This is a genomic window from Micromonospora sp. NPDC018662, from assembly GCF_044391475.1.
Classification (GTDB): domain Bacteria; phylum Actinomycetota; class Actinomycetes; order Mycobacteriales; family Micromonosporaceae; genus Micromonospora.
Genome location: NZ_JBISAC010000001.1, coordinates 828,450 through 847,597, shown reverse-complemented (window position 1 = coordinate 847,597; position 19,148 = coordinate 828,450). Strand labels below are relative to the sequence as shown.

Below are 19,148 nucleotides of genomic sequence, written 5' to 3'. Positions count from 1 at the left end.
CCGCCCCGCCACCGGGTGGGGGGGTGGGCGCCGGGCGCCCCCCTTTTTTACTTCTCCCCCCCCCCCCCCCCCCCGCCGGGGGGGGGGGGGCCCCGCCCCCCCCGGGGCCCCCCCCCCCCCGCTCGTGGTTTCCCGGACCGGTCAGACGACCGCCGGCACCCACAGCTCGTCGATCGCCCGCTCGGCGGCGGCGAGGCTCGCCTCGTGCAGCGGGATCAGCTCGGCCATCGCCGGGTTGACCGGGGCCAGGGTCAGCTCGGCCGAGATGAACCGCGGCTCCAGGCCGGTGCGCGACAGTCCGTGCGGCAGCCAGGGCTCGGCGTGGTCCCAGCCCGCGCGCGGGGTGCCCGCGCCGTACCCGCCGCCGCGGGTGCCGAACACGATGAACTCGCGCCCGCCGAGCAGCCCGGCGCCGGTGGCCGGGTCGAGCGCGAGGCCGGGCGCGATCAGGTGGTCGACCCAGGCCTTGACGCTGCTGGGCGGCCCGAAGTTGTAGAGCGGCAGGCCGAGCAGGATCGTGTCGGCGCGCAGGACCTCGCCCACCAGTTCCTCGGTCAGCCGCCAGGACGCGCGCTGCTCGGGCGTGTGCTGGTCGGGCGGCACCGACCGGGCGAGACCGCCGGCGGTGTCCAGGTGTGGCAGCGGGTCCTGACCGAGGTCCCGGTAGGTGACCGTGCCGCCGGGGTGGGCGGCCCGCCAGGCGTCGGCCGCGCGGGCGGTGAGGCGACGGCTGACGGACCGCTCACCGGTGATGCTCGAGTCGATGTGCAACAGGTGGGCCATCGTTTACTCCTCCATCGATCGTTCGTGTAGCACGAACCATTTATAGCAGGTCGATGTTCCTCATTCCGCGTAGACTGGGTCACATGCCAGCCGAGCCCGCCGACGAGCGCCGCTCCGGGCCGCTGCTCCAGCACCTGGCCCGGCGGATGCGGCTGCGCTCGGAATCGGTGCTGACGCCGCTCGGCCTGCGCCTCCGACACCTGGTCGCGCTCACCGTGCTGCGCGACTCGGGCGACATCAGCCAGCAGGGGCTGGCCGGCACGCTCCAGATCGACGGCACCAACGTGGTCGGGCTGCTCAACGACCTGGAGGCGGCCGGCCTGGTCGAGCGGCGCCGCTCCCCGTCCGACCGCCGCCGGCACGTCGTCAGCCTCACCGGCGCGGGCGTGACGCGGATCCGCGAGGCCGAGTGCGCGCTCGCCGACGCGGAGGACGAGGTGCTCGGCGCGTTGGCGCCCGGCGAACGGGAGTTGCTCTACGACCTGCTGCGGCGGGCCAGCCAGGGCTGCGCCCCGGCCTGCACCGAGGCGGTCGTGGAGAGCCCGGACGGCTGCTGAGCGTGCCTCAGGCGGGGGTGGTCGTCTGCGGGCGGTCGTCGCGGACGTGGACCAGCATGTCGCCGGTCTCGATCGTCGCGGCGGCTCGGTCGTTCAACGTGACCACCTTGCCCCGGCGGACCAGCGCGATGACCAGCGACTCCAGCTCACGCGGCGAGCGGCCCACCTCGCTGCGCTCGGCCGAGCGCATCGCCAGCGCCATGCCCTGACCCGGGGTGAGCAGGTCCTCCACCACGTCGATCAGGGGCGGGGCCGAGGTGGAGAGGCCGAGCAGCCGACCGGCGGTGGCCGACGAGACGATCACGTGGTGCGCGCCGCTCTGCTTGAGCAGCGGCGCGTTCTCCGCCTCCCGGACCGCCGCGATGATCCGGACCTGGCCGGCGGTGAGCTGCCGGACGGTCAGCGCCACCAGCACCGAGGCGTCGTCGCTGTCGGTCGCGATGATGACCGCCTTGGCGGTGCGGATGTGCGCCTCCTCCAGCACCGACGAGCGGGTCGCCGAGCCCTCGATCGTCACCAGCCCGTTCGAGGTGGCCTGGCGCAGCGCCGCACCGCTCCGCTCGACCACCACGATCTTGGACTTGTCCGCCCCGTTCTCCAGCAACGCGGAGACCGCGCTGCGGCCCTTGGTGCCGTAGCCGCAGATGATGACGTGATCCTTCACGGTTCTCCTCCACCGCGACAGGCGACGGCCGGTCCGGTACTGCTCGGTCAGGACTTCCAGGGTGGTGCCGACCAGGATGATCAGGAAGAGCACCCGGGCGGGGGTGACGAACAGGACGTTGATCAGTCGCGCCGACGGGCTGGCCGGGGTGATGTCGCCGTACCCGGTGGTGGAGAGCGAGACCACCGTGTAGTAAAAGCAGTCGAGGAGCGTGAGACCGTCCTCGTTGACGTCGCGGTAGCCGTCGCGGTCGAGCCAGACCACGAACACCGTGGCGAAGACCAGGCCGAGGGCCGCGAGCAGGCGCAGACTCAGCGCGCTCAGCGGCCCGCGCCGTTGCGCGGGAAAATGGATCACCGTCGGTCCCGCTCCGCCACCGTCGCCTGCACGCCCTCAAGATAGCGGGTACGCCGGCAGCCGGCCGGGCGGGCGGTGGCCCGGTCGGGGGCGGCACGGGCGGTAAGAGTCTCGTCACATTCACCGGCGTCATAGCGGGCAAGACTCGGTGACCTACCGATCGTGACGAGGAGAATCCGGATGCGAACACGTACCGCACTGACCACGGTGGGCGTGGTGCTCGGCACGGTGCTGGCCGCGGCCCCGCCCGCGCTGGCGGGCGCACCGTCGCGGGCCGGCACGCCGGCCGCCACCGCGCCGGCCCCGATGTCGACGGCCAACCGGACCGCCACCCTGCTGCCGACGCTCGGCGGGCTCGCCACCTCGGCGGCCGACGTCAACACGGCCGGGGTCGTGGTCGGCTCGGCGCGGGTGGCGAGCGGCTACTGGCACGCCGTGCGCTGGGTGAACGGGAAGATCGAGGACCTGGGCACGCTCGGCGGGCCGAACAGCCAGGCCGAGGCGATCGACGACCGCGGTCGCGTCGTGGGCACCGCCCAGGCGGCCGACGGCCGGAGCCACGCCGTGGCCTGGGTGGACGGGAAGATCCAGGACCTCGGCCTGACCGGTGGCATCTTCGCCATCGCGTACGGCACGGCCGGCGACCGGGTGGTGGGCGTGTACCACGTCACGGACAGCTTCGCCGGGCGTCGGGCCTTCGTCCGCACCGGGAACACCCAGCTCACCATCGCCGCGCCGCCGGGTGCGAGCGCGGTCGCGGTCAACGAGGCCGGCACGGTCGCCGGCACCTTCGGCTGGCAGGACTGGGACGATCCGGCCGCGGACGCGTACCAGGCGTTCGTCTGGCGGAACGGGACCGTCACGCCGCTCGGCACCCTGGGCGGTCCCACCAGCACGGCGAACGGCCTCAACGACCTCGGTCAGGTGGTCGGCACCAGCGAGACGGCGGACGGCCGGTTCACCGCCTTCTTCTGGGACGGCACCCGCATGCGCCGGCTGGCCACCAGCGCGGTCTCCCCCACCGCGCAGGCCGTGAACGACGCGGGCCTGGTGATCGGCACCGAGGGCACCGGCGACCGGGCGATGATCTGGCCCAGCCCGACGGCGAGTTCGCAGTTCCTGCCGATGCCGAGCGGGGCGGTGGCCAGCCGGGCGATCAACGTCAACGACGCCGGCCTGATCATCGGCCAGGCGGACTTCCTCGCGCCGAGCTGGCACGGCCGGGCGGTGCTCTGGCGCTGATCCGGCACCGGCCCGGTCGGCGCCACGAGACCCGACCGGGCCGACCGAGCCGACCGGGCCGACCGGGCCGACCGGGCCGACCGGGCCGACCGGGCCGACCGGGCCGACCGGGCCGACCGAGCCGACCGAGCCGACCGGGCCGACCGGGCCGACCGGGCCGGCCGGCGCCACGAAACCCGACCGGGCCGGGAGCGGGCCGGTCCGCACGGCCGCGAGGGGGCATGATGGGGACGTCCGGATCGGCGACCGCGAGGAGGCCGGCATGTCCTTGCTGCGACGGGTGATCGGCGGGGTGCTGCGGCGGATCCGCCTGCGTCAGGGCCGCACGCTGCGCGAGGTGGCCCAGGCTGCCGGCGTCTCCCTGCCCTACCTCTCCGAGGTCGAACGCGGTCGCAAGGAGGCGTCCTCCGAGGTGCTGGCCGCGATCTGCCGGGCGCTCGGGATCCACCTCGCCGACCTGCTGGAAGAGGCGCGCGACGAGCTGCGCCGGGAGCGGCCCACGCCGGTCGGCCCCGGGGCCCCGCTGGCCCGCCTCGACCGGGTGCCGACCGCCCGCACCGGCCCCCAGCTCCGGGTCGGCCCGCCCCGGCTGCACGTCAGCCGCCGGCCGGTCGGCGCGACCCGCCCGCACGGCGTGCGCCGGTCGATCGGGCCGATCCGCCCGCACGTCGTCCACCGCCAGGCCGCGGCCATGCCGTTGCTCGGCGGCGCGCTGCGCCCCGACCGGCTCGGTTCGACGCCGGTCGGTCCCGCCCTCGGCCTCGCCACGCCGATCGGGTTCGGCGGTGGCATCCGGATCTGGCCGCTCCCCTCCGCCCCGGCCGCCCGCCGCAGTCCGCGTACCGCAGTGGTGGCGGTGCGGCGGCGGGCCCGGACGGCCCGGCGGCGGGTGACCGCCGGATAGCTTCTGCCGAGGGCGAATCTGCCCCGGGCAGAAAGCCTGGGCCGCACGGGTGCGCCCGGCGGACGCTGGAGACCGCCGGCTCGCCGGGCGGTCCCCCGCCCACCGGCGCTACGGAGGTGGGCGGTCATGGGTGGCATCTGGATGCGGGACGAGGGACAGCCGGCTTTCGGCGACCGGGTCTTCGAGCGGCTGCTCAAGGAGCGGATCATCTTCCTCGGCACCGAGGTCACCGACGACTCGGCAAACCAGATCTGCGCGCAGATCCTGCTGCTCGCGGCCGAGGACCCGGAGCGGGACATCTACCTCTACATCAACTCCCCCGGCGGCTCGGTCAGCGCCGGCATGGCCGTCTACGACACCATGCGGTACGTGAAGAACGACGTGGCGACGCTGGCGCTCGGGATGGCCGGCTCGATGGGGCAGTTCCTGCTCTGCGCCGGCACGGCGGGCAAGCGGTTCGCGCTGCCGCACGCGCGGATCATGATGCACCAGCCTTCCGGCGGGATGGGCGGCACGGCCGCCGACATCACCATCCAGGCCGAGAACATGCTGCACGTGAAGCGCACCATGCAGGAGCTGATCGCCGAGCACAGCGGGCACTCGTTGGACGAGATCCAGCGCGACTGGGACCGGGACCGCTGGTTCACCGCCGAGGAGGCCCGCGAGTACGGCCTGATCGACGAGGTGCTCTCCCGGGTGGACCAGCTCACGGCCTGAGCGGGTGCGGCCCGGTCGGCGTCTCGCCGGCCGGGCCGCTCACCGCGGTCAGGGGTAGCTGACCACCGGGCTGGTGCCGTAGGAGCCGACGACCGGGGTGCCGGCCTCGTTGACGGTGCGCTCGATCCCGCCGCTGCCGTTCAGGAACACCGTGATCGCGTCGTGGAACCGCACCCCGGCCCGGCGCGGCGCCTCGATCGCCCGGTCGCAGCGGATGTCCACGCCCTGGTTGAAGTACGCGTAGACGCCCAACCCCCACGCCTCGTGCGTGCGGACGTGCGGAGACACCCGGTAGGAGGCCCAACCGTCGCCGGTCGGGCTGCGCCAGGCCGCCTGGCTGGGCGGATCGTAGGGCAGCTCGCTCTGGTAGAACACGGTCCGGCCGCGCTCGCCGTTCCAGATCGTCTGCCAGCGCTGGTAGTGCTCGACGAAGAGCCCGTACGCGGTGACGTCGTCGCCGTTGACGACCACGCCGGTGGCGGCCGTGTTGACGTCCCAGCCGATGGTGCCCGGCTGACCGTGGTCGCCCCGCCAGGCCCAGATGTTGTCGATGAGCGTGTGCCGGCTGTGCACCACCAGGCTGGTCACCGCGCGACCGGCGGACGGGCCGCCGACGCGGAAGAAGACGTCCTGCAACGAGATCGGGTTGGCCGTGTGCGACCGGTGGCTGTGCCGCCCGCCGACCTCGACCAGCACCTCCGACTCGACCGGGCCGGCGTCGACCAGCACGCCGGCGATCCGTACCCCGTCGACGTCCTCGATCCGCAGCGCCGCGTCGCCGGTGACCGGCGCGAGGCTGGGCATGCCGAGGCCGAGTACGACGGTGTTCGGCCGGCGCACCCGCAGCGCCCGGTCCAGGCGGTAGACGCCCGGGGTGAGCAGCAGGTGCCGGCCCTGGGCGAGTTCGGTGTTGATCCGCTTCGCGGTGTCGGTGGGCCGGGCGATGAAGAAGTCGGTCAGCGGCAGCGAGGGCGTCGGCACGCCACCGGCGCCCCAGGTGGTGCCCGCCGTGTCGCGGCGCAGCCGGGGCACCGCGACGCGCCAGCGGCCCGCGCCGTCGACGAAGAGGTACGGCTTCTCCCGGACCACCGGGCTGGTCGGCAGCGTGGTGTACGGCGGGTCGGGGAAGCCCTGCGCGGGCGCCCCGATCACCCCGGAGAAGACCTGGTTCCAGACACCGTTGGTCCAGTCGCCGCCGAGTTCGCTGTCCCGGGTGAGCCACTGCTGCTGGGAGCCGTTGATGGTGACGCCGTCCACCTTGGAGTCGGCGATGAAGCCGCCGCTGGAGTAGCCGCCGTTGCCGGGCTCCAGCCAGAGCACGCCCTTGACGTGTACCCGGCGCATCGGCGACGCCTGGGAGACGGCCCACTGGTTCGACCAGTCGGTCGGGGTGACGGCGAGGTTCTCCGCCGAGCGCCAGAAGTTGGTCAACGCGGAGATGCCGGCGGGCGAGTTCGGGTCGGGCTGGCCGACCACCCGGACCGCGCCGTGGATCTCCACGTCGTCCGGGTGGGCACCGAGACCAGCCACTGTGGTGTAGTAGCCGAGCCGGGCGTCCACCTCGTAGCGGCCGGGCTTGAACAGCACGGCGTACCGGTCGGCGCCCATCTCGTTGTGCTCCTGCGCGGCGAAGATCCGGTCCAGCGTGGACTGGATCTCCTCGGCCGGTGTGGTCGGGTCGTAGACGAAGACGTTCGGGCCGAGGTCGGGCTCGCGGGTGGGCCGCGCGACCGGGGACGCGACGGCGGCGCCGGCGGGGAGACCGAGCGCGGTGAGGGAGGCCGCCGAGGCGGTGAGCGTGAGGAAGCGGCGGCGGGAGGGGTCGGTTGATCGCATCTGCCTGCCTGTTCGATGGTGGTGGGAGAGCGCTCTCTGGCCGTTCCTACCGCATCACCGTCGCTCCCGCCAGAGCCCGCCGGTTCCGGAACCGGGAAGCATCGCGACGCCACCGTGGTTGCGCCTCAAGAAAGTTGAACTCGCAACCACAGGGAGCGCGCCCATGTCCATCGCCGTCACCGGGGCCACCGGCCAGCTCGGCCGCCTCATCGTCACCGCGCTGCTCGACCGCGGCGTACCGGCCGGGGAGATCATCGCGGTCGGCCGCGACCGCGAACGGCTCGCCGACCTCGCCGGCCGCGGCGTCGTCACCCGGCGGGCCGACTACGACGACCCCGACTCGCTCCGCGCCGCCCTCGCCGGCGCCGAGAAGCTGATGTTCGTCTCCGGCAGCGAGGTCGGCCGGCGCCGGCCGCAGCACGCCAACGTGGTCGCCGCCGCCCGGGAGGCCGGCGTCGGGCTGGTCGTCTACACCAGCATCGCCCACGCCGACACCGCCCGCATGCGCCTCGCCGGCGAGCACCGGGACACCGAGCGGCTCATCCGGGACTCCGGGCTGCCCTACGTCCTGCTGCGCAACAGCTGGTACCTGGAGAACTACACCGACCAGCTCGACGCGTACCGGGAGCACGGGGTGGCGGGCGCGGCGGGCGACGGGCGGGTCAGCGCCGCCACCCGCGCGGACTACGCCGAGGCCGCCGCCGTGGTGCTCACCTCCGACGGCCACGACCACCGGGTGTACGAGCTGGGCGGCGCGCCGTTCACGCTGACCGAACTCGCCGCCGAGGTGGCCCGGCAGACCGGCGCGCCGGTCGACTACACCGACCTGCCGGCGGACCGCTACACCGAGATGCTGGTCGCCGCCGGCCTGCCCGAGGGGTACGCCGCCGTGCTCGCCGACAGCGACAGCGGTCTCGCCCGGGGCGAACTGGAAGTCGGCGACGACCTCGCCACGCTGCTCGGCCGCGCCCCCACCACGCTGGCCGAGGCGATCCGCGCCAAGCGCTGAACGACCGAGCGCGCCCGGCCGCGGTCGCGGTCGGGCGCGCTCGGCGCCGCTTCGGTCAGGCGCGCTCGGCGCGCTGCTTCACGAGGTCGTCGACAAGCGCCTCGACGTAGTCGGCGGTCTCCTCCCAGCGGGTCACCGCGACGCTGCGGATGCCCATGGCCTTGACCGGGTAGTCGTTGCCGCCCACGTCGAGCCGGTCCCCCACGAAGAGCACGTTGTCGATCTTCAGGTCGAGGTGCTCCAGCAGCTTCCGCATGCCGTACGCCTTGTCCACGCCCTTGCGCGTGACGTCGATCGAGGTCGAGCCACCGCCGCGGACCTCCAGGTCGGGCAGCTTCGCGGCGACCGCGTCCCGCAGCCGCCGCTTCTTGCTGCCGTCCGGGTCCCAGCCGTACTTCTCGGCCGGCGGAGCGGACTGCCCCAGCGCGGAGAACGTGATCTGACTGCCTCGGTCCTCGACGATGTCGCCCCAGGTCTTCGCCTCCCACAGGCCGAGCGCCTGCGCCGACTCGGTGAGCGCGGTGATCACCCGCGCCTTGTCGGCCTCGCTCAGGTCCTCCGCGTAGACCAGCCGCCAGTCGCCGGACGACCAACGGTAGTAGCGGGTGCCGCAGGTCGGCATCAGGTGCAGCCGGTCACGCTGCTCCTCGGTGAGATCGAGGTGCGCCAGCACCTGCGACTCGAACTGCTCGAACCGGCCGCCGGAGATGATCAGGACATCCACCTCGGCGAGCAGGTGACCCAGCAGCTCCGCCATCCGACGATCGATCTGGGACTTGGAAATCGCCAGGGTGTCGTCGAGGTCGAACGCCACCACTCGAAGATCGTTCACGAATACCTCATGTGTCGTCGCGGGCTGGTCGGGACTAGCAGGGTACCGATGCGGCCTGACGCGTTCCTGAGCGCCCGGGAACTCCGCCCATTGACGGAGAGTAACAAGCAGACCGCGTACGGCGATCGGGAAAAGCGCTGGACACGCGGCGTCATCGACCCCGATGGTGGCCCGATGCGCCAGGACGAGATCTGGGACGGCGAGGCCGCCCGACGCTACGACACGCCGGGCGCCGGGATGTTCGCGCCCGACGTGCTCGGCCCCACCGTCGACCGGCTCGCCGCGCTCGCCGGGAGCGGACGGGCGCTGGAGTTCGCCATCGGCACCGGCCGGGTGGCGGTGCCCCTCGCCGAACGCGGCGTGCAGGTCAGCGGGATCGAACTCTCCGTACCCATGGTGGAGCGGCTGCGGACGAAGGCCGACGCCGCCACGATCCCGGTGGTGGTCGGTGACATGGCCGCCGCGACCGTGCCGGGCGAGTTCAGCCTGGTCTACCTGGTCTACAACACCATCGCCAACCTGCTCCACCAGGACGAGCAGGTGGCCTGCTTCCGCAACGCGGCACGCCACCTCGGGCCGGGCGGGCGGTTCGTGATCGAGCTGTGGGTGCCGGAGCTGCGCAAGCTGCCCCCGGGCCAGCAGGCGACCGTGTGGCACGCCGAGGCCGGCTACATCGGCCTGGACACCTACGACGTGCTGCGCCAGCGGGTCGTGTCGCACCACTTCCACTTCGGCGACGGCCGCGAGGCGCGGCTCTTCCGCACCCCGCACCGCTACATCTGGCCGGCCGAGCTGGACCTGATGGGCGAGCTGGCCGGCTTCACGCTGGAGAGCCGGCACGCCGACTGGTCCGGCGCGGAATTCACCGAGGAATCCCGCTCCCACGTGTCGGTCTACCGGCTGGCCCGCTGACGCACGGCCGTCGTCAGGGCCTACCTGGCGGCGGTGAACGCGAGGCAGAATCCGAGGCCGACCAGCACCGTCCCACTCACCCCGTCGGTGACACGACGTGCGGCTGGTCGGGACAGCACCCGATGAGCCACGGCGACCAGGTTCGCCACGGTGAGGAACCAGCAGGTCGTGATGACCACGGCGATCAGTGACAGCGTCAGCATGGGGACGACGCCGGCATCGGCCGGAAGGAACTGGGGCAGGAGCGCGACGAAGAAGATCGCCGCCTTGGGATTGAGCGCGTTGCACAGCAGACCGTCACGGAACGACCCCCGCAGACCCGTCCCGGCGGCGCACGCGGCGTTCGGATCGGATCGGAGGTCGCGCGAGCGCCGCGCCGAGAGCAGTGCGTCGACACCCAGGTAGACCAGATAGCCCGCGCCCACGAGCTTGACGACGGTGAAGGCGACGGGGGTCGTGGCGACCAGTGCCGCAACACCGGTGGCGGCGGCGATCGCCCACGCGAACACCCCGGCGGCCACACCCAGCGCTGCCGCCATCCCGTGCGCGCGCCCGGCAAGGGCCGAGCGGCGCGTCACGACGACGAAGTCCGGTCCAGGCGACATGGCACCGAGGGCGACGACGCCACCGAAGGTCAGCACCTGCCAGGTCGACATCACCCTTCCTTCCCTCCACGGCGACACCGCCGGGCCGTCACCGTTCTGCGGGCTCGCGCAGCACCTTCCGCAGATGGATCGCCGACTCCTCGTACCCGAGCGCGACGTAGAACGGCGCCGCGCGCCGGGTGGCGAGCGCGACGAGGCCGCACCTCTGGCTGGCGGCCCAGCGCTCGAATGCCTCCATCAGCGTGCGGCCGATGCCGCGCCCCCGACATTCGGCATGAACCAGGATTTCCGCTACGACTGCCACCGGTCCGTTCGCGTAGAAGGTGGCGTGCTCGAAACCCAGGAGGTAGCCGAGTGCGGTATCGCCGTCGACGGCAAGCAGCAGACAGGCATGCTCCATGTCCAGCAGCGAGGCATAGCTGGCGTCGAACCGCGTTCGGGAGAACGGGAACGACTGTGCGAGTTGAGCCGCGAGATCGGCTACCGCTGCGGCGTCGTTGCTGGTGCCATGCCTCACCGAGACCGAGGGATCGTCCACCGTCACACGCTTCTGTCGTTCATCGCCCGGGAGTGCGGTAGTGGAGGTGCACGACGCCGTTGCGGAATCGGCGCTCCTCGACGAGCTCAAGGTCGGCGCGCATGCCGGTCGGCAGCCCCGGCTTGCCCCCGCCGACGATAACGGGCCAGACGAACAGGTGGCACTCGTCGACCAGCCCGGCCTGGAAAGCCTGCGCCGCGAGGTTCGCCCCGCCCACGGTGAGATCACTGGTGGCCGCGGCCTTCAGCTCGTGTATCGCGGCGGGGTCGAATTGGCGTTCGATGCGGGTGTCGGCAGTGGACACCGCGTCGAGGCTCGTGGAGTACACGACTTTGCTCGCCGCCTTCCAGACGTTCGAGAAGTCGGCCATGAGGTCGGACTGCGCGGCCAGCGCGGCGTCGGTCTCCCAGACAGCCATCGCCTCGTACAGGCGCCGCCCGTAGAGGAACGTGCCCACGGACCGGAGAAGGTCGGTGTAGAGCACGAACAACTCGTCGTCCATCGGCGACCAGGCGTACACGCCGCCTTCGTCCTCGAAATAGCCGTCGAGCGAAACGTTGTTCACGTAGATCAGCTTTGCCATGCCTCTACCTCTCAATGATCAGCTGCAACAGCCTGGACATTCATCAGCGTCGTGTCCAGCTTGGTGAACGCTTGGCACCAACCCTCCTCGCTGGGGCGCGCCAGATGTTCGGGGAGCCACTGGCGGATCTCCAGTCGCGTCCGCCCGTCGGCCTCGTCGTGGAACTCGACCCGCAGTCTCGTCTCGAACGGCTCGATGCCCTCCTGTAGCCGGCCACCGACGTGCATGACGCCTTCGAGCAGTTCGCCGTCGGCGACGTCGGTGAGGTCGACGTGGACGTGCACGCGAAGGTCGGGGTCGGAGGCGTTGACCTCCGTCCACCGTTGAAAGCCGCCGGGGCGCACGTCGAACTCGATCTCGTCGGGCGGCAGCGAGTTGCCGACCGGACCCCACCACGCCGCCAGCTGGTCGGGATCGGTGAAGGCCCGATAGACGAGCTCCCGCGGCGCGTCGAACACACGCGAGATCGCCAGCTGCGGAGTTGTCGGTCTCATTCCATCTCCCTGTGGTCGTCGACCATCCGGTCCGTTTCCCGGCCGGCGGCCTGCACCGCGGCGAGGTGGGAATCGAGGCGGGTGAGGGACGAGTCCCAGAACCGCCGGTAGCGATCGATCCAATCGGCCGCCTCGCGCAACGGGGCAGCCTCAAGGTGGCTCGCGCGCCACTTGCCCGACCGCGACCGCGAGATGAGCGCGGCGCGTTCGAGCACCTTCAGGTGCCGCGACACCGCCGGCATCGAGATGGACAGCGGAGCGGTGAGCTCGGTGACCGTGGCGTCGCGTGCGGCCAACTCGGCCAGGATCGCCCGTCGAGTCGGGTCGGCCAGCGCCGAGAACACCGCGCTGAGCTGGTCGGTACCAGCCATCGGAGGCTCCCTTCACTTAACCAACGTGTTAAACGTATTGGCACTCGGGTGATGTTGTCAACGATGAGTCACCGGGCAGGCTCGCTCCTGTCAGCAGGCCTGACGTGCTGCCGAGCAGCCGGCGGGAGGACGGAGGCCGCTTCCGCCGCCGTCCGGGCCGCTCGATGCACGCTCGCGCCGAGTGAGGGTGCTCGATCTCCCCGTCAACTGTCAGACGTCAAGGAATGCTGGCAGGACGGGTGTGCCACACGCCGATGGCTGCGGCCGCGAGACCGTACCGTTGAGCTTCGTCCTACCGGGCCACTCCACCGGCTCCCGGAGCAACGCGCTGCTCAGTCGTAGCCATCCGAAACAGCAGGGCCCGAGCGACCGCTGCCACGCCCCCGGCATGCCGTTGGACGGACCCCCGATCGCCCGCCAGCGTTACCGGGAGTTTTCGAGGGGCGATACACCACTACCTAGACAAAAATCGGGACCCTGGCCGGCTTCTTGCTGGTCAGGGCCGCAGTTTGTGCCCCCGGCAGGATTCGAACCTGCGACACACGGTTTAGGAAACCGATGCTCTATCCCCTGAGCTACGGGGGCGCGAGGGCCTAGTCTAGCGACCTGGGGGTTCACCTGGGGTGGCAGGGAGTGGCCCGCGTTCACCCACGTCACCCGGACCGCTGTTCGCCCAGCCCAGGACCACAGCCCGAGTCTCCACGTGACTCCGGTTGATCTTGGCGGGCAGGGTGAAGTGGCCGGCGCGATCGGGTCGCGTCGGCGGAAAGCGGTCTGTTCAGGCTGCGGCCCGGATCGCCGGTGCCGGTCGGGTAAAGGTCTTGCGGTCGCGGATCAGTGCCCAGAGGACGTCGACGCGTCGTCGGGCGAGGGCGAGTATGGCTTGCCGGTGGTTCTTTCCTTCGGCACGCTTCTTCTCGTAATAGGCACGCGACGTGGAGCATTCCCTGGCGGCGGTGAACGCCGCCATCCACAGAATGTGCCGCAACCTTCGGTGGTAGCGGCGGGGCGGCCGATGGTTCCCGGCAACCGTTCCGGAGTCGCGGAAAACTGGCGCCAGGCCGGCATGAGCCGCGAGTTTCGCCGGACTGTCGTACTCGGTCATTCCCGCGGTATGAACGAGCAGCTCGGCGGTCAGCAAGGGACCCATGCCGGGCAGGCTCTCGATGATCGGCGCCAGCGGGTGCTCGGCGATGAGGTCGTCGATGGCGGCGATGCGTTGATCGAGGGCGAGGATCTCGGTGGCCATCTGCCCGACGACCACGGCGGCGGCGCGTTGCCCTGGCAGGTTCACGGTCTGCTGCCGGGCGGCGGCGACCATCGCCTCGGCGACCTGGACGGCGCGCTACCCGACCTGTTCTTTCCCGCCGACCGGTCATGGCTGGTCTCCGCGCTCTGGGACGACACCTGGACCTGCATCGGCGGCCCCGAACAACTGATCCACACCCTAGAACGCGACCCCGTGGCCAATGCCCGCCAGGTCCAACCCGACGAGGACGCGCTGCCACCGGGGCTGGTCCGCGACTGACGACCCACGTCCCGGGGCAGCAGCCAGCAGCCACCCCCCAATCATGGCTAATCGCCCCACTTCTCGGCAGGACGGCAGTCGCTGGTCGGTTTGCCGTAGATCCGCTTCCCGTCCGGGCCCGCGTAACAGTGCTCGAGTTGGTCTTCGGCCTGGAACAGCGGACGCCTGTCGATCTCCGCGCCTTCGGCGTCGTAGCTGACCAGTTCAGGGGCGTTGCCGGCCTTGAGCCTTGCGTCGCTGGTCATCAGGCCGAACGCACCTTCGGAAAGTCGTGCTGTGGTGGTGTGGCCGTCGCCGTGATCGAGTACGAGCCGGTGGACGCGGCTGCTGACCCGGCCGCTGACGCTGACGTCCCCGCCGTCGGCCTCGGTGGAGGTCAGCAGCAGCCGCTGCACCGGCCCGGGCAGCCATTCACCGTGCGGCCACGGCTCGGTGGCGCCTCCGCCGGACTCCCGGGCCGTTCCCGCCCCTTCCACGTCGCAGGTGGCGTAGCCGAAGTCGTTCATGAACAACACCAGCGCGCGGTCACCTCGCTCCGTGGCCACTGCCAGGTCGGCCAGGGACATCGGGACGGGTCGCTTCTCCGGGTCTTGGCGGCTCTGCCGTTGCGGGAAGTTCCACTGCAGGCACCGCTCGGCCGCATCCTGCAGCGTCGGCGACAGCTCCCCGGCCCCCATGGCCAACACCTGCACGGTCGAGCGCTCCGGCCGGCCCCACACCACCGCCGCGGCACCAGATGCCACGGCCAGCAGCACCGCCACGGCCACGGAGATCCTCAGTCGGGGAGTACGCGCCGGAGGCGGGCTCGCGAAGCCGAGGATCCGGGCCCGCATGGCGAGCGCCGCCTCCGGCGGCAGGTCCCGCTCCGCGGGCAGGTCGAGAATGTCGTTCACCGTTTCCCCTCCTGGATCTCCTGCGGCATCAGACGCGCCAGGCGGCTGCGCGCGCGACTCACCCTCGACCGCACCGCCACCTCGCTGATGCCCAACACGGCCGCCGCGTCCGGGTACGACACGCCGGACCACAGGCACAAGGCCACCGCCTCCCGCTCCGCCGGTGACAACCGGCGGACCACCGAGAGGACCTCGGTCATCCGCTGCTCGTCATCGAGCCGCGCGGAAACCTCGTCGGCGAGGTCACCATCGGCAGTCCACTCCGCCGGTAGACGCCGGATCAGCGCAAGCCACCGACGCACCGACCGCCACTCCGAGCGGACCGCGTTCGTGGCGACGACCAGCAACCACGGCAACGCCGATCCGTCCACCAGTCGGGCGTCATGCCGGCGGCGCCACGCGACGAGAAACGTCGCCTGGGTGACGTCCTCGGCCGTGGACCACGACCCGGTCAGCCGGAACGCATGGTTGTAGACCGGACGGGAGTACCGATCGAAGAACCGACCGAACGCCAACTCGTCACCGGCAACGATCGAGGACAACAACTCCTCGTCCGACGGCCGTACCTGATGCCTCACACCACACTATGGCCGCCCACGCCGGATCTGTTGCAGGCCGACGGTCAACGTCTGAGGCCGTGGGGGGCGCCGGGCGCGAAAGCTGCAGCTCGTGTGGTCGATGGTGGCCAGCTCACCGGGCGGCGAATCAAGCGTCAGAGGCCTGCGAGGTTGAGGCGTTCGAGCAGGCTGGGCTTGCGGGCGTGCACCGCCCGTAGCTCGGCCAGCCGGTGTCGGAACGATGAGCTGTCCCCGTCGCGCTCGCCGAGATCGCGCAGGTCGACGAGGAGTTGTACGGCGAGGTCGTACTCGCGGGGTTTCTTCGTGGCGATGAGTTCGTCGACCCGCTGCCATGCGGCGGTTTGGTCGACCGCGAGGGTGTCGAGGTGTCGTTGCCGGGCGGCTGCGGCGGCCCGTTCCCGGCGAACCCTCTCGCGTTCGCGCTGGTCGGCGTCCCGTCGTCCCCGTTCGGCGCGCAACTTCGCGGCGGTGGCGAGTAGTTCCCCGGCGGTGCGGGCGGCCGTCGGGGTGGACGCGTCGGTGGGGTGTGCGTTGCGGTAGCGGCGCAGCAGTTGGCTGCGTAGGTGGCTGTCGCCGCCGATGATCAGGTCGGTCAAGATGGCGTCCTTGTCCCGAGCGGGCAGCCCGACGACCCAGGTGCGTAGTTGCGCAGCGGTCGGTTCACCGGAGGCGACCGGCGCCGACCCAGCCGCCGCAGCCGCGATCAGGTCAGGGTCGACGCGCAGGAACTCCGCGACGGCGGCGAGGGGCGCGTCGAGGGTGCCCAGCCCGGCGGGGACCGGCGGTTCGGGCTCGTCGTCGGCGATCTCCTCGGACTGTACGCAGCGCAGCCAGGCCAGGTACAGCAGGCGCAGGTCTCCGGCGGCGAGGCCGGCACGGACCGGGATGATCGAGGTGAGCAGGCCGTGGCCGTCGAGGTCCCATTCGTCGGCGCCGTCCTCGTCCTCGTCGTGGAGGTCGATGATGACGTGCTTGCCGGCGGTCCAGGCGGATGCGCTGTCGCTCTGGCAGTACTGGGCGACGGTGGTGGGGTCGAGCAGGTGTTTCGGTAGCCGCAGCATGAGCCGGCGCGTGCCCCAGTTCGCCAGGTACAGGTGCGCGTCGAAGTACCGTTCCATCAGCGTGTGTGGGTCGCCCTTGAAGTCGCCCCACTCGTAGGTATTCACGAAACTGGTGGCGGTGATGTCGGCGCGGGTAGACAGCGACCGCAGCTCGGCCCGCTCTCGGCCGGTGAGGGGCCGGTCGACGGCGGTGAACTCGTAGTACTGGTACTCGCTCATCGTGACCTAACTTCCGGCCCAGCGACGGTAGGCGTCGATCCACGCGGCACCGTCCGGCGCAGGGGTGGGTAGCGGCAGGTCGAGAAGGCCGACCCGCTGCCGGTGGCGGCCCCGGACGCAGACCGCAGCGATATTGTCCGCGGTCAGCTCGACCTTCCGCACGGTGACCTCGACACCGAGGACGTTGGTGGTGAACGGCACCGCCAGACGCTCCTCGATTATGGCGAACAGGCCTCCCCGCTCGTCCTCGTAATCGTCCGTGTCGAGGGTGGCTTCCTCGATCATCGCCTCCAGCGCGGCGGTCCCCTTCGATGCCATCGGCGGAGAATAGCGGACCGGCGCCGTGGTGCTCGGAGGCCGATGCGCGAGGATGGTCGGCATGGGTTCGGTGGCCGAGTTCGTCGATCTTCGGCGGGAGGTGGAGCGGTTACGGGCGGAGAACGCTCGGCTGGGACGTCTGCTGGAGTTGCGCGGCCAGGACACGACTGCGGCGCCGGAGCAGTTGTCCGCGCCGGTTGCGCCGCCAGGGCTGGTCACCATGGCTTCGCCGACTCGGGACAAGCTGGCGTTGTTCGCCGACCGGTTCTGGGCCCGGGCCGACGTGTACGCCGTGCGGTGGGACAACGCCCGTACCGGCGCTGCCGGGTGGATGCCCGCGGTCGCCGGCGGTTGGCGTAAGGGTATAGACCGGCGGGGTGCCACCTACCTGCCCCGGACGGCGGAGGTCGTCGCGGCGCATCTGGTCGGCGACGTGTTCATGGGCCTGTACCCGCTGACGCCCGGCAACACCTGCCACTTCGTCGTGGCGGACTTCGACGGGCCGACTGCGGCGCTCGACGCCCTCGCATAGAAGGCGGCACGGGCCAGCGCGGTGCCGGCCGCGTTGGAGACCTCCCAGTCAGGTCGCGGCGCCCACGTGTGGGTCTTCTTCGCCGGTGCTGTTGCCGCTACCACCGCACGGGCCGTCGGCACGGTCCTGCTGCGTGAGGCGATGGTGCTACGCGGGTCGATGAATCTGCGGTCGTACGACCGGCTGTTCCCCAACCAGGACGTGCTACCCGAGGGCGGCTTCGGCAACCTCATCGCCGCGCCCCTGCAGGGTCGCCGCCGCAAGGACGGGCTGACCACCTTCCTCGGCACACTCGAGCCGTACGCGGACCAGTGGGCGTTCCTGTCGACGCTGAGCAGAGCAACAAAACCCTCGCCGCGATGCACGGCCCGACCAACGGCACGGTGACGCTTCCGCGTCACCTGGCGTCCTACCCGACCCCCCGGCGGACGACGCGCACGTCATCGAAGATCGACGCGCTCCATCTCGGGCAGAGGCATCGCCGCTTCCGTCGGTCCGGTCGGCTCGACGGGTGACGCGGATTCGCCGGCCGGCCGGGCACCGCGCCCCACGCGGTGCAGGTGGCGCAACGCCTGCCGGTACGAGTCGAGCAGGCCGGTTTCGACGTAGGGCAGGTCGTGCTCGCGGCAGAAGGCGCGGACGATCGGCCGGGCGTGGCGCAGTGCGGCGCGGGGCATGCTGGGGAACAGGTGGTGTTCGATCTGGTGGTTCAGGCCGCCGAGCAGGAAATCGGTCAGCCGGTTGCCGCGGACGTTGCGGGAGGTGAGGACCTGGCGGCGGAGGAAGTCCACATCCTCGTCCGCACCGAGGATCGGCATGCCCTTGTGGTTGGGGGCGAAGGCACACCCCAGGTACAGCCCGAAGAGGCCCTGCTGCACGACGACGAAGGCCACCGCGCGCAGCGGGGACAGCACCACGAAGACCGCGGTGAGGTATGCGGCGGCGTGCAGCCCGAGCAGCAGGGCCTCCCGGCCACGCTCCCGGTAGGTGGACCGTGCCAGCGCACGGACGCTGGCGACGTGCAGGGCCACGGCCTCGAGCAGCAACATCGGGAAGAACAGGAGCCGCTGGTGGCGGGCGAGCAGCCGTCCCGCACCGCGCCGCCTGCGGGCCTGTGCCCCGGTGAACGCAAGAGCTTCGCCCGAGATGTCGGGGTCGCGGCCCTCGGTGTTGGGGTGGGCGTGATGGCGATGGTGTTTGTCGACCCACCAGCCGAAAGCGAGCCCGATGGCCAGGTTGCCGTGCACCAGCCCGACCAGGTGGTTGGCGCGTCGGGTCCGGAAGATCTGCCGGTGGCCGGCGTCGTGGCCGAGGAAACCGCTCTGGGTGAAGACCACGGCGAGGTACGCGGCGGTGGCCAGTTGCCACCACGAGTCCCCCACCAGCACGAAGATCGTCCAGCCCGCGGTGAGCAGCGCGGCGTTGGCGGCGATCATGACCAGGTAGTAGGTCGGGCGTCGTTCGAGCAGGCCCGCCTGGCGCACCCGGCTCAACAGTTCGGCGTAGTCGCTGCCGCGACGGCGCTGCGACCCTGGCGGCACCGCTCCGATGGTCTGGTCGATGGTGCTCATGGATCCTCCCGGCATGGACGCTCAGCGCGTCGCCGGGGTCCGGG

Annotated in this window: 22 protein-coding genes, 1 tRNA gene and 1 pseudogene; 8 read left to right on the top strand and 16 right to left on the bottom strand. The window is 71.5% G+C overall.

What is annotated here, in order from left to right:
- Positions 1–141: 141 nt before the first annotated feature.
- The gene (locus tag ACH495_RS04175; RefSeq protein WP_396856274.1) at positions 142–783 is read right to left on the bottom strand and encodes an FMN-dependent NADH-azoreductase; all 642 of its coding nucleotides are present in this window, start codon (positions 781–783) and stop codon (positions 142–144) included.
- A gap of 83 nt (positions 784–866) precedes the next feature.
- Between ACH495_RS04175 and ACH495_RS04170 the strand changes: the two genes are divergently transcribed.
- Positions 867–1,340, top strand: coding sequence for a MarR family winged helix-turn-helix transcriptional regulator (locus ACH495_RS04170; RefSeq protein ID WP_396856273.1), 474 nt, complete (start codon positions 867–869; stop codon positions 1,338–1,340).
- 7 nt (positions 1,341–1,347) lie between these two features.
- Here the strand turns inward: ACH495_RS04170 and ACH495_RS04165 are convergent, their stop codons facing one another.
- The gene (locus ACH495_RS04165) at positions 1,348–2,361 is read right to left on the bottom strand and encodes a potassium channel family protein (protein WP_396856272.1); all 1,014 of its coding nucleotides are present in this window, start codon (positions 2,359–2,361) and stop codon (positions 1,348–1,350) included.
- A gap of 180 nt (positions 2,362–2,541) precedes the next feature.
- On the opposite strand from ACH495_RS04165, the gene ACH495_RS04160 reads away from it, so the two are divergent.
- The 3 genes from ACH495_RS04160 (at position 2,542) to ACH495_RS04150 (ending at position 5,224) form a co-directional block, all read left to right on the top strand.
- Complete coding sequence (locus ACH495_RS04160) at positions 2,542–3,603, top strand: hypothetical protein (RefSeq protein WP_396856271.1); 1,062 nt, start codon at positions 2,542–2,544, stop codon at positions 3,601–3,603.
- A gap of 262 nt (positions 3,604–3,865) precedes the next feature.
- Complete coding sequence (locus ACH495_RS04155; protein ID WP_396856270.1) at positions 3,866–4,507, top strand: helix-turn-helix domain-containing protein; 642 nt, start codon at positions 3,866–3,868, stop codon at positions 4,505–4,507.
- A gap of 126 nt (positions 4,508–4,633) precedes the next feature.
- On the top strand, positions 4,634–5,224 hold the full coding sequence (locus ACH495_RS04150) for an ATP-dependent Clp protease proteolytic subunit (protein WP_396856269.1): 591 nt from the start codon (positions 4,634–4,636) through the stop codon (positions 5,222–5,224).
- A 48-nt stretch (positions 5,225–5,272) separates the two neighbouring features.
- Here ACH495_RS04150 and ACH495_RS04145 read toward each other — a convergent pair whose 3' ends face one another.
- The gene (locus tag ACH495_RS04145; RefSeq protein WP_396856268.1) at positions 5,273–7,060 is read right to left on the bottom strand and encodes an adenylyl cyclase; all 1,788 of its coding nucleotides are present in this window, start codon (positions 7,058–7,060) and stop codon (positions 5,273–5,275) included.
- Positions 7,061–7,223: 163 nt separating this feature from the next.
- Between ACH495_RS04145 and ACH495_RS04140 the strand changes: the two genes are divergently transcribed.
- Positions 7,224–8,069 (top strand): SDR family oxidoreductase, encoded by an 846-nt coding sequence (locus ACH495_RS04140; protein WP_396856267.1) that lies wholly within the window; start codon positions 7,224–7,226, stop codon positions 8,067–8,069.
- Between the two features lie 55 nt (positions 8,070–8,124).
- Here ACH495_RS04140 and ACH495_RS04135 read toward each other — a convergent pair whose 3' ends face one another.
- Positions 8,125–8,901 (bottom strand): HAD-IIB family hydrolase, encoded by a 777-nt coding sequence (locus tag ACH495_RS04135; protein ID WP_396856266.1) that lies wholly within the window; start codon positions 8,899–8,901, stop codon positions 8,125–8,127.
- 174 nt (positions 8,902–9,075) lie between these two features.
- Between ACH495_RS04135 and ACH495_RS04130 the strand changes: the two genes are divergently transcribed.
- Entirely contained in the window at positions 9,076–9,813 is a 738-nt protein-coding gene (locus ACH495_RS04130) for a class I SAM-dependent methyltransferase (protein WP_396856265.1), read from the top strand.
- Between the two features lie 20 nt (positions 9,814–9,833).
- On the opposite strand, the gene ACH495_RS04125 is transcribed toward ACH495_RS04130, so the two are convergent.
- The 7 genes from ACH495_RS04125 to ACH495_RS04095 all read right to left on the bottom strand — a co-directional run bounded on the left by ACH495_RS04125 (position 9,834) and on the right by ACH495_RS04095 (position 13,653).
- Positions 9,834–10,469, bottom strand: coding sequence for a LysE family translocator (locus ACH495_RS04125; protein ID WP_396856264.1), 636 nt, complete (start codon positions 10,467–10,469; stop codon positions 9,834–9,836).
- A gap of 37 nt (positions 10,470–10,506) precedes the next feature.
- The gene (locus tag ACH495_RS04120) at positions 10,507–10,956 is read right to left on the bottom strand and encodes a GNAT family N-acetyltransferase (protein ID WP_396856263.1); all 450 of its coding nucleotides are present in this window, start codon (positions 10,954–10,956) and stop codon (positions 10,507–10,509) included.
- A 19-nt stretch (positions 10,957–10,975) separates the two neighbouring features.
- Entirely contained in the window at positions 10,976–11,539 is a 564-nt protein-coding gene (locus ACH495_RS04115) for a dihydrofolate reductase family protein (protein ID WP_396856262.1), read from the bottom strand.
- A gap of 11 nt (positions 11,540–11,550) precedes the next feature.
- Entirely contained in the window at positions 11,551–12,033 is a 483-nt protein-coding gene (locus ACH495_RS04110; RefSeq protein WP_396856261.1) for an SRPBCC domain-containing protein, read from the bottom strand.
- Entirely contained in the window at positions 12,030–12,404 is a 375-nt protein-coding gene (locus ACH495_RS04105; RefSeq protein WP_396856260.1) for an ArsR/SmtB family transcription factor, read from the bottom strand. Before ACH495_RS04105 ends, ACH495_RS04110 begins: the two co-directional genes overlap by 4 nt.
- Positions 12,405–12,916: 512 nt before the next feature.
- Positions 12,917–12,989 (bottom strand) — tRNA-Arg (locus ACH495_RS04100).
- Positions 12,990–13,182: 193 nt separating this feature from the next.
- Positions 13,183–13,653, bottom strand: a complete 471-nt coding sequence (locus ACH495_RS04095) for a transposase (RefSeq protein ID WP_396856259.1) — start codon at positions 13,651–13,653, stop codon at positions 13,183–13,185.
- Here ACH495_RS04095 and ACH495_RS04090 point away from each other — a divergent pair.
- The gene (locus ACH495_RS04090) at positions 13,624–13,932 is read left to right on the top strand and encodes a hypothetical protein (protein ID WP_396856258.1); all 309 of its coding nucleotides are present in this window, start codon (positions 13,624–13,626) and stop codon (positions 13,930–13,932) included. The two genes, ACH495_RS04095 and ACH495_RS04090, sit on opposite strands and share 30 nt — an antisense overlap.
- A 47-nt stretch (positions 13,933–13,979) precedes the next feature.
- Here ACH495_RS04090 and ACH495_RS04085 read toward each other — a convergent pair whose 3' ends face one another.
- From ACH495_RS04085 to ACH495_RS04070, 4 genes are all read right to left on the bottom strand, one after another.
- Entirely contained in the window at positions 13,980–14,825 is an 846-nt protein-coding gene (locus tag ACH495_RS04085) for a hypothetical protein (protein WP_396856257.1), read from the bottom strand.
- The gene (locus ACH495_RS04080; protein ID WP_396856256.1) at positions 14,822–15,367 is read right to left on the bottom strand and encodes an RNA polymerase sigma factor; all 546 of its coding nucleotides are present in this window, start codon (positions 15,365–15,367) and stop codon (positions 14,822–14,824) included. Before ACH495_RS04080 ends, ACH495_RS04085 begins: the two co-directional genes overlap by 4 nt.
- A gap of 170 nt (positions 15,368–15,537) precedes the next feature.
- On the bottom strand, positions 15,538–16,683 hold the full coding sequence (locus ACH495_RS04075) for a hypothetical protein (protein WP_396856255.1): 1,146 nt from the start codon (positions 16,681–16,683) through the stop codon (positions 15,538–15,540).
- Between the two features lie 6 nt (positions 16,684–16,689).
- Entirely contained in the window at positions 16,690–17,001 is a 312-nt protein-coding gene (locus ACH495_RS04070) for a hypothetical protein (RefSeq protein WP_396856254.1), read from the bottom strand.
- A gap of 52 nt (positions 17,002–17,053) precedes the next feature.
- On the opposite strand from ACH495_RS04070, the pseudogene ACH495_RS04065 reads away from it, so the two are divergent.
- A pseudogene (locus tag ACH495_RS04065) lies at positions 17,054–17,920 on the top strand (TOTE conflict system archaeo-eukaryotic primase domain-containing protein).
- Between the two features lie 53 nt (positions 17,921–17,973).
- Here the strand turns inward: ACH495_RS04065 and ACH495_RS04060 are convergent.
- Positions 17,974–19,104: a fatty acid desaturase family protein gene (locus ACH495_RS04060; RefSeq protein ID WP_396856253.1), complete on the bottom strand. Its 1,131-nt coding sequence runs from the start codon at positions 19,102–19,104 to the stop codon at positions 17,974–17,976.
- Between the last annotated feature and the right edge of the window lie 44 nt (positions 19,105–19,148).